Source organism: Arthrobacter sp. SLBN-122 (assembly GCF_006715165.1).
Taxonomy (GTDB): Bacteria; Actinomycetota; Actinomycetes; order Actinomycetales; family Micrococcaceae; genus Arthrobacter.
In genome coordinates this window covers 2478288-2491901 of sequence record NZ_VFMS01000001.1, presented here as the reverse complement: position 1 = coordinate 2491901, position 13614 = coordinate 2478288, and the positions used below count along the sequence as shown (strand labels likewise).

Here is a 13614-nt window from a genome sequence, read left to right as displayed (position 1 = left end):
GATCGCGGGTGCCGGCGCGCCCAGGCTTTACCCGGCGTGCGGCCGCCAAGGTAAGTTAGGAACCGTGAAGATAGCTACCTGGAATGTGAATTCGCTCCGTGCCCGCGCCGACCGCGTTGAAGCCTGGCTCCAGCGCAACGACTGCGACGTCCTGGCGATCCAGGAGACCAAGTGCAAGGACGACAACTTCCCGTGGGAGCTCTTTGAACGGATGGGCTACGAGGTGGCCCACTTCGGGGTGAACCAGTGGAACGGCGTCGCCATCGCCTCCCGCGTGGGCCTTGAGGACGTGGAGCGGACGTTCCTGGACCAGCCTTCCTTCGGCAAGGCGGGCAAGGATCCCGTGCAGGAAGCCCGGGCCATGGCTGCCACCTGCGGCGGTATCCGCATTTGGAGCCTTTACGTCCCCAACGGCCGGTCCCTTGACGACGAGCACATGCCGTACAAGCTCAAGTGGCTGGAAAGCCTCAAGACGCACGCCCAGTCGCTGGTCACGGACAACCCGCAGGCGCAGGTGGCGTTGATGGGCGACTGGAACATCGCCCCCTTCGACGATGACGTCTGGGACATCGACCTGTTCATCAGGAACCGGGCCACGCACGTCAGCCCGTCAGAGCGCGAGGCGTTCCACGCCTTCGAAGCAGCCGGCTACACCGATGTTGTGCGCCCCTACACCCCCGGCCCCGGCGTCTACACGTACTGGGACTACACACAGCTGCGGTTCCCCAAGAAGGAAGGCATGCGGATCGACTTCATCCTGGCCTCCCCCGCCCTTGCCGCACGCGTCACCGGCGCCTCGATCGACCGCGAGGAACGCAAGGGCAAGGGCGCCTCAGACCACGCTCCCGTGCTGGTGGAACTGGCGGACTGATGACTGCAACCTGGACCCATTCAAGGAGACCGTCATGACGGGAAACCTCTACCGGGGCCAGGCCGGCCTGCCTTTTTCCTCAACCCTGCGCGTCTACGAACCCCTGGAAGCCTTCCCGGAGGAACAACGCCCGGCCATCCAGGCAGCCGGGGCTCATGCCATGTCGCGTGCCGCCGTCGAAAACGCTGAGCTGCTGGCCTCGCTGGGGCGCATCACCCGCTCCGGTGGCGACCCCTTCCCCACGGGGCGCACGGACCTGGTGCGCGTCACCACCGTGCCGGCCCCGGATGGCGGAACGTTCGACGACGGTGCTGCCGCGGACACCGAGCCTGTCCTCCTCTACTGCCCCAGCCAGTTGGTCCTCCGCGCCGGGCTGGCGGCCAACGCCCTGATGGAGGGAATCCACGGCCCGCTGGCCGAGCTGCTGATCCCGGAGGAGCAGCGTGACCGGCACCAGGAGCGGATTGACCAAGTGAAGGCCCGGGACGGATCAATCCGGGTGCACACCAGGGCATCCACCTGGGGAATCCCATTCAGCTGGTTCTCACTGTTCATGGAATCGGACCGCAAGGATGTGGTTGAAGCCGCGGGACGGATTCTCACCGTGCGGGTCTGGGCACCCATCACCGATGCCCTGGAGCGGGCCCGCTACGCGGTGGCCAACCTGGCACTCGCCGCCCCGGACCTGGACATGCTTGATGACCTGGCGCAGCTGACGGAATGGCTTGAGCAGTTCCACGTGAACTCCATGGTGGAACTGGACTACGGGGCCGTGGCGGACAAGGTCTACCCTGACGAATCGCCCATGGACATCCGGCTGGGCATCGAGTGCCTCGCGGAGGGTGACATGACCGGGGCCGCGGCGGCCTACCGCAGGCTCGCCTCCCGCTGGATCCCCATCCGGCAGCTGGCCCGCGCGTCCTGACCCGTCGTCAGTTCCTGGCGCTTCAGTTCTTTGGGGGTGCGGTGGTGCGCCGGATGATCAGCTCATGGGGCGCGACGGTGGAATGGACAGCTCCGGTCTCACCGTCCAGTTCGTCAAGCAGCATCTTGGTGGCCAGCTCAGCCTGCTCGTCGGGGCGTTGCCCAACTGTGGTCAGGCCCATGGCGTCGGCGAAGTCGTGGTTGTCGATGCCCACCACTGACAGTTCGCCGGGCACGTTGACGCCGACGCGGTTGGCCTCGAAGATGACGCCCATGGCCATCTCGTCCGAGGCGCAGAAGATTGCTGTGGGCTTTTGGCCGGGACGGGACCACAGGCGGCGGAAGGCCTCCTGGCCGCTGCGCACGGTGAAGTCCCCCCACTCGTCCCATTCCGGCCGGGTGGGCAGCCCGGCTGCGGCCATTACGTCCTGGAACGCCAGGATGCGCACCCGGGGGACGTCGAAGTTCAGGTCGGTCTCGTCGTCGCCATGCAGCAGGGCAATGTCCCGGTGGCCCAGGTCGATCAGGTGCCTGACGGCGGTGGAGGCGGCGGCGTAATCGTCGATCCCGATGTAGGGGCATTCCTCAACATGGCCGCCAACAACAACCAGCGGGATGTCAATCTTCTGCAGGTGCTCGATCTCTTCGTGGCTGAGCGCCATACACAACACCAGCAGGGCATCGATTTGCTTGTAGACCATGGTCTTGCTGAAGAGCCGTTCACGGTTGCTGCCGTGACCGCCGAGGTTGAAGAGGGAGAGGTTGTAGTGCCGGGCATGCAGCTCCCGGTCAGCGCCCTCGATGGCTTTGGAGAAGAACCAGCGGCTGACGAACGGAGCCAGTACGCCGATGGTCTTGGTCCGGCCCGTGGCCAATCCGGAGGCGGAGGAGGAGGCGACGTAGCCCAGGTTCCCGGCCACCTCCAGGATCTTTTCCCGGGTGGCCGGCGAGACCCGTGGCAGTCCGCGGACGGCACGGGAGACAGTGGCTGTTGAGACTCCGGCGGCTGCCGCCACGTCCTCGATGCTGACACCGTTATGGCCGCCCCGCTGGGACCTTTCCGTTGTCCGTGCCACCGTGTCCCCCTCTTTAACTCCTTTTCGGCGTAGGGCCGGATAGCCCTGCGTTTACCCCCGGCCATGAATCTTCCCACTCTGCGGCCAGGCGGTGATAACCCGGGCAAAGATGACAGCAGCGTGGAGCCGCCGCCGTCCGCCCTATCTGCGGGCGGGAAGCTTTCGGCGCAGCCGAATCATTCCGTACAGCGCCAGCAGTGTTGCCAATAGGCCCAGGGCCCAGCCGAGGGCGGGTTGGGCCGTGACTTCCATCCACACGGTGGCCACCAGGAGGACCAGTGCCCAGAACGCAAGGAAGCCGATGATGATGTCGAAGTCCTCGCCCGAGCGGACCAGCTTGCTGCGGTTTCCCGCCCCCGTTGTGCGGGGGCGGGAACCGTTGTGTGTCACTTGACTGCACCAGCGGTCAGGCCGGCGACAATCTTGCGCTGGAACACCAGCACCAGGATCACCAGCGGGATGGTGACGATGGTGCCCGCGGCCATGATGGCCGTGTACGGGATCTGGTTGGGCTGGGCACCGGCGAAGTTGGCGATGGCCACCGTCACCGGCTGGGTTGCGTCGCTGGACAGCTGGCTGGCGATCAGGAACTCATTCCATGAGGAAATGAAGGCCAGGATGGCCGTGGTGAAGATCGCCGGTGCTGCCAGGGGCATGATGACCTTGCGGAAGGCCTGGCCCTGGGTGCAGCCGTCAACGCGCGCCGATTCCTCCAGTTCCCACGGCATTTCCCGGAAGAACGAGGTCATGGTGTAGACCGTCAGCGGGAGGACGAAGGAGATGTTGGGGATGATCAGAGCCTGGTAGCTGCCCATCCAGCCGATGTTGGTGAAAAGCTGGAAGAGCGGGGTGATCAGGGCGACGCCGGGGAACATGGACGCTCCCAGGATGAAGCCGAGTACCAGGAACTTGCCCCGGAAGTTCAGCCGGGCCAAGGCGTAGGCCGCGAATACGCCGATCAGCAGCGAGATGGCCGTAACCACCCCGCCGATGAAAACACTGTTCAGCAGTGCCTGGCCGAACCTGTTGCCGAAGGACGTATCAAAGGCTGTATTGAAGTTGTCCAGGGTTACGTGGGTGGGCAGGATCGAGGTGTCGTAGGTGAAGCCCACCTCACGGAACGCCGTGACTACCATCCAGTACGCCGGCGCCAGGCACCAGATCAGGATGACGGCGGCGCTGATGTAGGTGCGCCCCTGCGCCCACTTCTCGCGGTTCTGCGCAGTTTTGCGGCCCTTGTCCTGCCGTGCCCGCAGGGCAGAGGCGTCTGCTGTTGCCGTGGTCATTTCTTCCCCTTTCCGGTGGCGCCGCTCTGCTCAACCACGTTGGCGCCGAGGAAGCGGACGAAGATGAAGGCGACGAGGAAGATGATGATGAAGGTGATGGTGGACAGCGCGGCGGCCGAATTGAACCCTTGCCTGATCTGGTTAATCACCAGGATGGACAAGGTGGTGGTGTTGTTCGCACCGCCGGTGAGGATGTAGGGCAGGTCGAACATGCGCAGTGCGTCCAGGGTACGGAACAGGATTGCCACCATCAGCGCCGGCTTGACCAGCGGCAGGGTGATCAGGCGGAACCGCTGCCAGGCAGTGGTGCCGTCCACTTTCGCTGCTTCGTAGACTTCCGCCGGAATCATCTGCAGGCCGGCCAGGATCAGCAGTGCCATGAACGGCGTGGTCTTCCAGACGTCCGCGATGATGACAGCCCATTTGGCAGGCCACTCACTGCCTGTCCACAGGATGGTGGTGTTGAACAGCTTGTTGGCAATGCCTTCGAAGGCGAAGATAAAGAACCACAGCTTGGCCGTCACGGCCGTGGGGATGGCCCAGGGCACCAGTACGGCGGCACGGACCAGGCTGCGTCCGCGGAACGTGCGGGCCATGATCATGGCCATCCAGAAGCCCAGGACGGTCTCCAGCGTTACCGTCACGATCGTGAAGAAGAACGTGGTGGCGGTGGCGGACCAGAACTGGCCGCCCAGTGTGCCCGGCGGGCAGGCTACGGTTCCGCCGCCCGGCGCCGAGCACTGCTGCGCCAGCCAGTTCACGTAGTTCTGGATGCCCGCCGAGCCGCCGGCGGTGAAGAGGCCGGTGGCGGGATCCAGGCCGGCGTCCTTCTGGAAGGACATGACGATGGCGCTGATGATGGGGTAAATGATCACTACGCCCAGCGCGACGATGGTGGGGGCCAGGAGCCAGGATGCCCACCGGCCCTGGCTTGCAATCCTATTGTCCTCCCCTACGCCCTTGGGCGCCTGATGGACGGGGGTACCGCCCGACGCCGGCTTCTTAACCGGCGTCGGGCCTAGTTCGGTTGCCATGGCAGAACTACTGTCCCGCACCAGCGGATTCGATGGACTTCTGCATATCAGTAAGCGCGCTTTCCACTGACTTTTCTCCCTTGATGGCCGGGTATGCGTTCTCTTGGATTGCCTTGGTGACTGCCGGGTAGAACGGCGTCACGGGACGCGGTACTGCGTTCTGGATCGAGGTCTGGAGAACAGACAGATAAGGCAGCTTGGCCACGAGTGCCTGGTCTTCGTACAGTGACGTCAGGATCGGAGCAAGCGAGGCCTGGTTCGCAAAGAACTTCTGGTTTTCCTCGGTCTCGATGAACTTGATGAAATCCAAGGCCGTGGCCTTGTTCTTGGAATACACACTGATGGCTGCGTTATGCCCGCCAAGGGCGGAAGCACCGGGGCCATTCTTGCCTGGCAGGGGCGCCATGCCGAACTTGTCCTTTACGGCAGACGAGCCTTCAGTGCTCATCAGGCTGTAGACGTAGGGCCAGTTGCGCAGGAACAGCAGCTTGCCGCTCTGGAAAGCCTGGCGGCTGTCCTCTTCCTTGAAGGTGATGGCTTCCTTGGGGATGTTGCCGTCCGCGTATGCCTTGGCCAGGTTCTCCAGGCCGGCCTTGGCTTCCGGCGTGTTCAGGTTCGGCTTGCCGTCCTTGCCCAGGACGGAACCGCCGGCAGAGTTGATGGCCTCGGAAGCATTCACCGTGAGGCCCTCATACTTGCTGTACTGCCCCGCATAGCAGCCCATGTTGTTCTGCTTGGCGATGGAGCACATTCCCATCATCTCGTCCCAGGTCTTGGGCGGGTTGGGGACCAGGTCCTTGCGGTAGAAGAGGATGCCGCCGTCGGAATCCTTGGGTGCAGCGTAGAGCGTGCCCTTATAGGATGCTGCTTCCACCGGCGCCTTGAGCATCTTGGAAGTGTCGATGGCCATCTTGTCCTTCAGCGGCTGCAGCCACCCCTTGGCTGCAAACTCGGCCGTCCACACAACGTCGACGCTGACCACGTCATAGTCGGACTGCTTGGCCTGGAAATGCTGGACGAGGTCGTCGTGCTGCTGGTCGGCCTGGTCGGTCTGCTCTTTGAACGTGACCTTTTCATCAGGGTGCGCCGCGTTCCACTTCTCAATGAAGGGGCGCACAACATTGTTGTTGTCCTTGCCCTGGACGTAGGTGATGGGGCCGCGGCCGTCGAGGTTGGCGTCAGCATCGCTGCCACCACCGCCCGTGGTGCCACCTCCACCTCCACCGCCGCAGGCGGACAACGTAAGGGCCAGAATGCCGGCAGTGGCAGCCGGAAGCAGGAATCTCGGGGTTTTCATTAGCTTGAAGCTCCTCGCTGAGTGACAAGTAAGTCGACAGTGCGCTTGCTAGGTGAGGTTGATGTGGTGACCATCACACTAGTAAGGTTGCTGCCGGGAATGCAAGCGTTTACATCAAAAAGTTACCAGAGGGGAACCAAATGCCCGATACATCCGTTCCGGCGCCCCGCCCAACACCATCACCCTGGTGGGCCGACGCCGTTGTCTACCAGATCTACCCCCGCTCCTTTGCCGACGGCAACGGTGATGGAATGGGCGACCTGCGCGGCGTCCGGGACCGGCTACCCTATCTCGAAGGGCTGGGCGTGGACGCCATCTGGCTGTCGCCGTTCTATAAGTCGCCGCAGGCCGACGGCGGCTACGACGTTGCGGACTACCGGCAGGTGGACCCGCTATTCGGTTCGCTGGCGGACTTCGACGCCATGTTGCAGGAAGCTCACCGCCGCGGACTGAAGGTCATCGTTGACTTGGTGCCCAACCACACTTCGGACGAGCATGCCTGGTTCCGGGAAGCGCTGGCGGCAGCGCCGGGAAGTCCTGCACGTGACCGCTACATCTTCCGCGAAGGCAAGGATGAGGTGCCGGGATCCGGTGACGGAAGGCGGGCACCCAACAACTGGACATCCATTTTTGGCGGGCCCGCCTGGAGCCGCGTGACCGGGGCGGACGGATCTCCCGGCCAGTGGTACCTGCACCTCTTCGACACCAAGCAGCCGGACCTGAACTGGGAGAACCCGGAAGTACACGAGGAGATGCGTTCGGTACTGCGCTTCTGGCTGGACCGCGGCGCGGACGGCTTCCGTGTGGACGTTGCCCACGGCCTGGTCAAGGAGGCAGGACTTCCGGATTGGGAGGGAGCAGCTGCGATGGTGGAAGGAACTTCCGCTCTGCGCCGGGAGAGCCACTTGCCCGGCGATGCTCCACACGCCCACACCGACGCCGAGGAACCGCACCGGGCTGTCTCCCCGATGTATCCGCCGTCACCGTTCTTCGACCAGGACGGCGTCCATGCCATCTACCGCGACTGGAACCGGGTCCTGGCAGAATACGGCGGGGACCGGATGATGGTGGCCGAGGCCTGGGTGGAACCGGCCGAGCGGCTGGCCAGGTATGTCCGGCCCGATGAGATGCAGCAGGCCTTCAACTTCGATTTCCTGCTGGCCGGTTGGGACGCCGAACGCATGGCTGAGGCCATCGAGGCATCCCTGGCAGCGGCAGCATCCGTGGGGGCGCCATGCACCTGGGTCCTCAGCAACCACGACACAGTCCGGCACAGCACGCGCTTTGGGCTTAAGGATCCCACCACGTTCCCCAAGGGCATCGGCGCTGGAGACGAACAACCCGATCCGGCCCTGGGCCTTGCCCGGGCACGGGCGGCCACGCTGGTTGCGCTGGCTCTTCCGGGGTCGGCCTACCTTTACCAGGGCGAGGAACTGGGCCTTCCGGAGCACACGACCCTTCCCGACTCCGCCAGGCAGGACCCAACCTTTTTCCGCACCCAGGGTGCCGAGATCGGCCGGGACGGCTGCCGCGTCCCGCTGCCGTGGGCTGCGGACCAACCCGGTTTCGGTTTCTCTGAAGATCTGTCCGGGGACGTTCCCGCACCGTGGCTCCCCCAGCCGGAAAGTTTCGGTCCCCTGGCCGCCGACCAGCAGGACGGCGAGGAGGGCTCAACGCTGGAGCTATACCGGGCCGCGCTGGCCTTCAGGTCAGCCCGGCAGCTGGGCCGCGGCAGCGTGGAGTGGACTGACGGGCACGCGCCGGACAGCGGGCTGCTGGCCTTCCGGAACGGCCAGGTGGTGGTGCTGTCCAACATGGGCTTCGCCTCAGCCCCCGTGCCCGAAGGTTACGCCGTGGTGCTGTCCAGCGGCCCTGGACCTGCCGAAGACTGGGCCGGAATGCGGGAGGTCCCCGTGGACTGCACCGTGTACCTGCAGAGGGTGTAGCGGCAAAAAGGCTTCAGCGGACCCGCTCGGCGCGGCCGAAGCGGGTCCGCGCCCCTGCCCCGATGTGGATGAGGACGGGGGTCTCCTTGCCCACGACAGTTTCCAGGGCGGCCAGCAGCCCAGCGACCTCGGCTGCGAGCAGGTGTGGGGCCACCCCTTGGCGCGGCAGCAGGCGTACCTTCAACGCCAGCGAACCTTTCACGTCGTAGGTGGTCACGGTTGCACCGGCAAGGTCCGGCCGTCCCTCGAGGGCCTGCCGCAACGCCTGCTCCGCTACCCCGCCGCCAATCCGGACATCGCCCGGGGTGTCGCCGGGATCGTATTCGGCGGCCAGCAGGTTTGACCGCCCTTTTCCTTGCTGCGCAATCCAGGCAACCATCAGCCCCATCAGTGCCAGGAGCGCCAGTGCGGCCACGATCCACAGCCAGCTTTCCGGCCGGCCGGGGAACCGGGTCGAGTCGAAGAGCCGGTTAATGCCGCTCCACGCCCCGGCGGACCAGGAGTGCCACCAGGAAGCCACCGGAGGAAGGGTGGCCAGCAGCACCAGAAGGACGCCCACCCCCAGCAGGATCAGGCCCAGCACGGTGAGCAGGATGCGGTTGAGCAGCGCGGGCGTGCTGTTCATGCTCCGATCACCCCGGAAGCAGTGACATTGACGCGGGGAACCGGTGCAGGTTCCAGCAGCATCTGGTCCAGTTCGTCGCGGACGGCTTCAAGCACCCTGTCCTGGTCCACGGGAACACCGGAGGTGGGCCGGACGTTGACCAGCACCTGCCGCTGGGAAACCACCACCATGACCTGTTCGGGAGTGACGTTGGCGGCGAGCCTGGCGCGGCGGGCGAGGGAGGACGCTATTACCTCGTCGTCCACCACCACGGCCGGGAGCCTCTCCCCACGTGCGCCGGTGAGGAGATGGCGGGCCCGCTTTCCCGGGAGGATGCCGTTAAGAAGGAAGATCAGGCCCACCATTGCCAGCACTGCACCGAGCGCGGCAAGCAACAGCGGTGAGGTTCCGGCAGGAAGATCCACGATGCGCTGGGCCGCCACCTGGGGCTCAATCAGCCAGGCCGGCTGACCCACGGCGTGGACTCCCGATTCGAGGACACCGTATGCGGCCAGCACCAGGACTAGGACAGCGGCAACAACGGACACCGCGGCCCGCGCGGAATGGGTCTCGCGGTGGACGATCCTGCGCATGTCCGGCCCATTGCTTCTGCCCTGTGCGCTGTCCGCCCGGCGGTCTTCCACTGTGCTGCTCACTGCACCCGTCCTCCTGTGCTGATCCTTGCCCCGCTGATGCGGATGTCCACACGGCTCAGCCGGGAACCGCTTAATGCCGAGACCGTGGCCAGGATGCTTGCCTTGGCCCTGACAGTGCGGTCCCAGATGGACCCGCCGAACGCCTCCACCCTTGCCGGATCCAGTACCACGGACTGCAACGGCGGGACGCTGATGGGGCTGACGAGGGACAAAGCCAGCAGGCCGTCGTCGTCCGTCCAGTCCGCCCGCACGTCCTCGGCGTCCACGCCGAGGGCCTGGGCCGCGGCAGCTCTGGCAAGGCTTGTCAGGGCCTGGGTGCTGATCCGGTTATGGCCGCTGAGCGCCTGCCCACGCACAACGGGCGCGGGCGAGCTCATGAGGACGAGCGCCGGCCGGTGACGGCATCGAACACGCCGCGCAGGTCAAGCTTCCCTTCGGCGGCACGGCCCAGGAGCGCTCCGATGGCCATGAAAAGCAGGGAGACAAGGAAGCCCCACAGGCCGAACTGCAGGGACATGAAGGCCACGAAGGCGCCCATAGCGGTGCCCGCAACGGTGAGGTTCACAGCAGCGCCTCCCGTTCAGGTGCAGCGGGCGCCGTGGTCTTGACCGGCGGCGGCACGTAGACGTCTGTGATCTCCACATTTACTTCGATGACCTGCAGCCCCACCAGTTCCTCGACGGCGCGGTAAACAGCGGCCCGGACATCATTGGCAAGTGCATGAAGCGGTGTGCCGTAACTTGCCACCAGGGTGATATCAACAGCTACCTGCGTTTCGCCCACTTCCGCGTGGACGCCGGCAGCGTGGTCGGAACTTCCCACAGCGTCGCGGATGGCGCCCAGGGCACGGGACGGGCCCGAACCCAGGGAGTAGACGCCGGGAACCGAACGCGCGGCGATTCCCGCCACCTTTGCCACGGCAGTCTCTGAAATTACCGTCCGGCCCGGACCCTGCGCCGGGCTTGCGACGGGACGGTTTGGCACCACGGGTTGTGGGTTCTGGTATTCCATCAGGCACTCCCCCTTCTGTTGTTTCCACCCTATCCCCAGCCCGCGGCAGATGGGCTGGAAAGTCCGCGGGCCGCCGCCAGGGAATTGGGACGTCCCGGCGGGGAACAACCCGGTTAGAAGGAACAGGCGGGGAGCCCTAAAGGACTCCCCGCCTGAATCAGTGCCGCGTGGAGCGGCGGGTGCGGTGCGGGCCTACTTGTAGAGGCCCTCACCGCCAACCCTGACGTTGGTGGGCAGGTAGCCGAACGGGCCGAGGCCATTCCGGCCAAAGCTCCTGTCCACCTGGGATACGACGTCCCGGAAGTTGATCTTCACCGTCGGTGACAAGGAACCGCCGCGGACGCCGTTGACGTTGTCGATGAAGGACTGCACCAGGCCGCCGGGCTGGACGTAGTGAGAATATGCCTGGAACTGCCGGCCGTTCTGCTTGGCGGACGGGCTCTCCGGGGCATTGGCGGGAAGGTTGAGGTCCGTTGGGGACCCCAGCGCCAGGCCGCTGTTGTTCATGGGCTGGTAGTCGGAGCGGACACCATCGCCCACGAAGCCGTAGATGCCGTCGGGACCGCGCATGCCGGCTGCATAGGTGAACTGGTGGCTGATGGTGAACAGGTAGTACTTGTTCTTGCCGCCCTCATTTTGGATGAAGATCTGCGGGCGCTCCGTCTGGTCGTTCACGCAGTTGGCGGAGAGGATGGGCGGCAGGAAGGACCACTTGGTGAGGTCCTTGTTGTCCGCCACGGCCAGGCCCACGTTTGCGGTCTGGTAGTACGCGCCGCTGTTCTGGACGTCGTTGACGTTTTCGGCGTGGGGGTCGCCCGGCTGGTAGCCGAGGTCCTCGCCCTTGCACTGGTAGTCGCCGCGGTTGCCGCCGGTGTTGCCTTCGAACACCATGAAGGTCTTGCCCGGATGGGCCGGGTCGGCGAAGGTGTAGGGGTCGCGGAAAGCGAAGCCGGGGTTCTGCGCCTTGGTCTGGTACATCTTTCCGTCCGGCTCCAGCAGTTTGGTGTGCTGGAAGCCGTCGAACGTGACGCCGTTCTGGTCCGCGTGGATGTTGCCCAGGGCCTTGGCGATGGCTGCGTCGGGAGCAATCCCGCCGCCGCCCGCGTTCCGCTCAGCCACGTCGTAGAAGGTGGTGGCCGTGTAGAAGACGTTTACGTGGTTGCCCTGCATGAGGCGGGTCGACCCGGACCACTCGGTGTTGCCGATCGAGGTGTTGTCCAGGAACAGGTGGCCGCCGTAGTTCCACTTGTCCTTAGCCGGGTCCGCATTGGTCTTCCGGAAGAAGTAGCCGATCCTGGCGTTCCAGTGGCGCTGGTCGAAGCCGTAGCCGGCATGGCGGTCAGCGACCAGGGAGAAGATGACGTCCCAGCCCTTGTAGCTGATCTGGTTGGCGTTCTCGTCCGTCAGGGACCAGGTGTCCCAGACCCAGACGTCGTCGTTCATGGTGGGGAAATCCTCCGGGATTTCCGGCATGGTGACGTCCTGGCTCATGGAGTTCGTGCCCGGGGAGACCGACTCGTCGCTCTGCGCCATGATCTGCTTGGCGTCCGCGCGGGTCCACTTGGAGGTGAAGTTCGACGCCGGGTCGAGGGCCTGCTGGGTGTGCTGCGTCGGCAGGGGGAAGCCTGGGGTGGGGGCCGGCATCTGCTGGACGGCGGGCGGGTCGGAGGGCTCGTTGGCCTGGGCCGAGGGGACGGCCAGGAAGGCCGAGGCCGCAACGGCTGCCGCCAGCGCCGCGGCGGCGGGGCGCCACCGCAGCAGCCGGTGTTGGGGGTGCTTGTGCATTTCTTGCTCTTCTCGCGGAGTTGTAACTGTTCGTGGAAGACGGGCGTATGCCCATACCCCGAAACAACCGCGGACCCGGCAACACCGCAGGCGTCATCAGGGACGCCGTTGTGTTGGGGTATCAGGGCCTGGGTGCGGCCCTGGTGGCAGATGGAAAGCATGCTTCCCCTCCGCCGCGTTCCACGCTAGACGGGGCGCCGCAGGCAGTTCAAACCCTGTTTCACCGGCCGAATCCGGCTACTGCCGAGTAGAGTGCAAGCGCTTACGCAACCCAACGCGCGCACGTGCCACATCGGTTTGGCAAATATCAAATGTTTCATGGGCCCCCCAGAGAAATCTTGAGTGGGAGCGCCGTTGTCGCCGCGGTCACAGCTACCGCGCCGCGCAGCACGAACGGGGCCCGTTGTAAGCCCTCGCGCTTCAGGTCCTCATTCCCTGGGCAGTGCCGGCGCATGCCTCGACGGCGGCGAATGGCCGGCTGACCCGGAAGACGCCCATCGGTTGCTCCGTAGGTGTCGTTTAGGACCCCGAAAACGACACCTACGGAGCAGTCGATGAAGAGGGGTTAAATGAAGAAAAGCACCAGTTCCGAAGAGCTGATGCTTCCCAGTGGTGGCTCCGACCGGCGTCGATCCGGTGACCTTTCGATTTTCAGTCGAACGCTCTACCAACTGAGCTACAGAGCCTAGGTGACTAGTCACCATGACAGCCGGAATTTCTTCCAACAATCAGAGCGACCCTGACGGGACTTGAACCCGCGACCTCCGCCGTGACAGGGCGGCGCGCTAACCAACTGCGCTACAGGGCCTTGCGTTTCTTGCTTTTGCAGTATCTCTACCGCTTTTTTCAAGGCTTCCAGCCTACCAGACTTTTTCAGCCTGCTTGACCAGTTCCTTGCGTACCCCCAACGGGATTCGAACCCGTGCCGCCGCCGTGAAAGGGCGGTGTCCTAGGCCGCTAGACGATGGGGGCCAGAACCCGTTCGGAACAAAATAAAAGGCGTCAAGCAAGGCTTTCCGTCTTTGTCCTTTGCGTTTCTCCGAACTGGACTCTAAAACTATAGGGCCTCATTAGGAATTATCCAAAATCGGCGAAAAACCGCCGTTTGGCCGCCGTACAGGCCA

General features: G+C 64.7%; 14 protein-coding genes and 3 tRNA genes. 3 read left to right on the top strand and 14 right to left on the bottom strand.

What is annotated here, in order from left to right; all coding sequences use genetic code 11:
• Positions 1-64: 64 nt before the first annotated feature.
• Both FBY36_RS11670 and FBY36_RS11665 read left to right on the top strand, forming a co-directional pair.
• Positions 65-871 (top strand): exodeoxyribonuclease III, encoded by an 807-nt coding sequence (locus tag FBY36_RS11670; protein ID WP_142119558.1) that lies wholly within the window; start codon positions 65-67, stop codon positions 869-871.
• Between the two features lie 34 nt (positions 872-905).
• Positions 906-1796 (top strand): hypothetical protein, encoded by an 891-nt coding sequence (locus tag FBY36_RS11665; protein ID WP_142119556.1) that lies wholly within the window; start codon positions 906-908, stop codon positions 1794-1796.
• A 22-nt stretch (positions 1797-1818) separates the two neighbouring features.
• Here FBY36_RS11665 and FBY36_RS11660 read toward each other — a convergent pair whose 3' ends face one another.
• From FBY36_RS11660 to FBY36_RS11640, 5 genes are all read right to left on the bottom strand, one after another.
• Complete coding sequence (locus FBY36_RS11660; protein ID WP_142119554.1) at positions 1819-2871, bottom strand: LacI family DNA-binding transcriptional regulator; 1053 nt, start codon at positions 2869-2871, stop codon at positions 1819-1821.
• A gap of 141 nt (positions 2872-3012) precedes the next feature.
• Positions 3013-3261, bottom strand: a complete 249-nt coding sequence (locus FBY36_RS11655; protein ID WP_142119552.1) for a hypothetical protein — start codon at positions 3259-3261, stop codon at positions 3013-3015.
• Positions 3258-4157 (bottom strand): carbohydrate ABC transporter permease, encoded by a 900-nt coding sequence (locus FBY36_RS11650; RefSeq protein WP_142119550.1) that lies wholly within the window; start codon positions 4155-4157, stop codon positions 3258-3260. Before FBY36_RS11650 ends, FBY36_RS11655 begins: the two co-directional genes overlap by 4 nt.
• Positions 4154-5191, bottom strand: a complete 1038-nt coding sequence (locus FBY36_RS11645) for a carbohydrate ABC transporter permease (protein WP_142119548.1) — start codon at positions 5189-5191, stop codon at positions 4154-4156. The genes FBY36_RS11650 and FBY36_RS11645 overlap by 4 nt, the downstream gene beginning before the upstream one ends.
• Before the next feature lie 7 nt (positions 5192-5198).
• On the bottom strand, positions 5199-6488 hold the full coding sequence (locus FBY36_RS11640; protein ID WP_142119546.1) for an ABC transporter substrate-binding protein: 1290 nt from the start codon (positions 6486-6488) through the stop codon (positions 5199-5201).
• Positions 6489-6628: 140 nt separating this feature from the next.
• Between FBY36_RS11640 and FBY36_RS11635 the strand changes: the two genes are divergently transcribed.
• Positions 6629-8434 carry a glycoside hydrolase family 13 protein gene (locus FBY36_RS11635; protein ID WP_142119544.1) on the top strand — a complete coding sequence of 602 codons (1806 nt, stop codon included), beginning with the start codon at positions 6629-6631 and terminating at the stop codon, positions 8432-8434.
• 13 nt (positions 8435-8447) lie between these two features.
• Here FBY36_RS11635 and FBY36_RS11630 read toward each other — a convergent pair whose 3' ends face one another.
• The 9 genes from FBY36_RS11630 to FBY36_RS11590 form a co-directional block, all read right to left on the bottom strand.
• On the bottom strand, positions 8448-9059 hold the full coding sequence (locus tag FBY36_RS11630) for a hypothetical protein (protein WP_142119543.1): 612 nt from the start codon (positions 9057-9059) through the stop codon (positions 8448-8450).
• Positions 9056-9694 (bottom strand): hypothetical protein, encoded by a 639-nt coding sequence (locus tag FBY36_RS11625; protein ID WP_142119541.1) that lies wholly within the window; start codon positions 9692-9694, stop codon positions 9056-9058. Before FBY36_RS11625 ends, FBY36_RS11630 begins: the two co-directional genes overlap by 4 nt.
• Positions 9691-10071, bottom strand: a complete 381-nt coding sequence (locus tag FBY36_RS11620; protein WP_142119538.1) for a hypothetical protein — start codon at positions 10069-10071, stop codon at positions 9691-9693. Before FBY36_RS11620 ends, FBY36_RS11625 begins: the two co-directional genes overlap by 4 nt.
• Positions 10068-10259 (bottom strand): hypothetical protein, encoded by a 192-nt coding sequence (locus FBY36_RS11615; protein WP_142119536.1) that lies wholly within the window; start codon positions 10257-10259, stop codon positions 10068-10070. Before FBY36_RS11615 ends, FBY36_RS11620 begins: the two co-directional genes overlap by 4 nt.
• Positions 10256-10705, bottom strand: a complete 450-nt coding sequence (locus FBY36_RS11610; RefSeq protein WP_142119534.1) for an Asp23/Gls24 family envelope stress response protein — start codon at positions 10703-10705, stop codon at positions 10256-10258. Before FBY36_RS11610 ends, FBY36_RS11615 begins: the two co-directional genes overlap by 4 nt.
• 192 nt (positions 10706-10897) lie before the next feature.
• A complete protein-coding gene (locus FBY36_RS11605) occupies positions 10898-12490 on the bottom strand; it encodes a glycoside hydrolase family 68 protein (RefSeq protein WP_142119532.1) in 1593 nt (530 codons plus the stop codon).
• Between the two features lie 610 nt (positions 12491-13100).
• Positions 13101-13176 (bottom strand) — tRNA-Phe (locus FBY36_RS11600).
• Between the two features lie 48 nt (positions 13177-13224).
• Positions 13225-13298, bottom strand: a tRNA-Asp gene (locus tag FBY36_RS11595).
• A gap of 91 nt (positions 13299-13389) precedes the next feature.
• Positions 13390-13462 (bottom strand) — tRNA-Glu (locus tag FBY36_RS11590).
• Positions 13463-13614: the final 152 nt, after the last annotated feature.

What these genes read in the sequence shown, in the direction of transcription:
- FBY36_RS11665 (WP_142119556.1), top strand. Translation starts at nt 906, where the DNA reads ATGACGGGAAACCTCTACCGGGGCCAGGCCGGCCTGCCTTTTTCCTCA.
- FBY36_RS11650 (WP_142119550.1), bottom strand. Translation starts at nt 4,157, where the DNA reads ATGACCACGGCAACAGCAGACGCCTCTGCCCTGCGGGCACGGCAGGAC.
- FBY36_RS11645 (WP_142119548.1), bottom strand. Translation starts at nt 5,191, where the DNA reads ATGGCAACCGAACTAGGCCCGACGCCGGTTAAGAAGCCGGCGTCGGGC.
- FBY36_RS11640 (WP_142119546.1), bottom strand. Translation starts at nt 6,488, where the DNA reads ATGAAAACCCCGAGATTCCTGCTTCCGGCTGCCACTGCCGGCATTCTG.
- FBY36_RS11635 (WP_142119544.1), top strand. Translation starts at nt 6,629, where the DNA reads ATGCCCGATACATCCGTTCCGGCGCCCCGCCCAACACCATCACCCTGG.
- FBY36_RS11630 (WP_142119543.1), bottom strand. Translation starts at nt 9,059, where the DNA reads ATGAACAGCACGCCCGCGCTGCTCAACCGCATCCTGCTCACCGTGCTG.
- FBY36_RS11620 (WP_142119538.1), bottom strand. Translation starts at nt 10,071, where the DNA reads ATGAGCTCGCCCGCGCCCGTTGTGCGTGGGCAGGCGCTCAGCGGCCAT.
- FBY36_RS11610 (WP_142119534.1), bottom strand. Translation starts at nt 10,705, where the DNA reads ATGGAATACCAGAACCCACAACCCGTGGTGCCAAACCGTCCCGTCGCA.
- FBY36_RS11605 (WP_142119532.1), bottom strand. Translation starts at nt 12,490, where the DNA reads ATGCACAAGCACCCCCAACACCGGCTGCTGCGGTGGCGCCCCGCCGCC.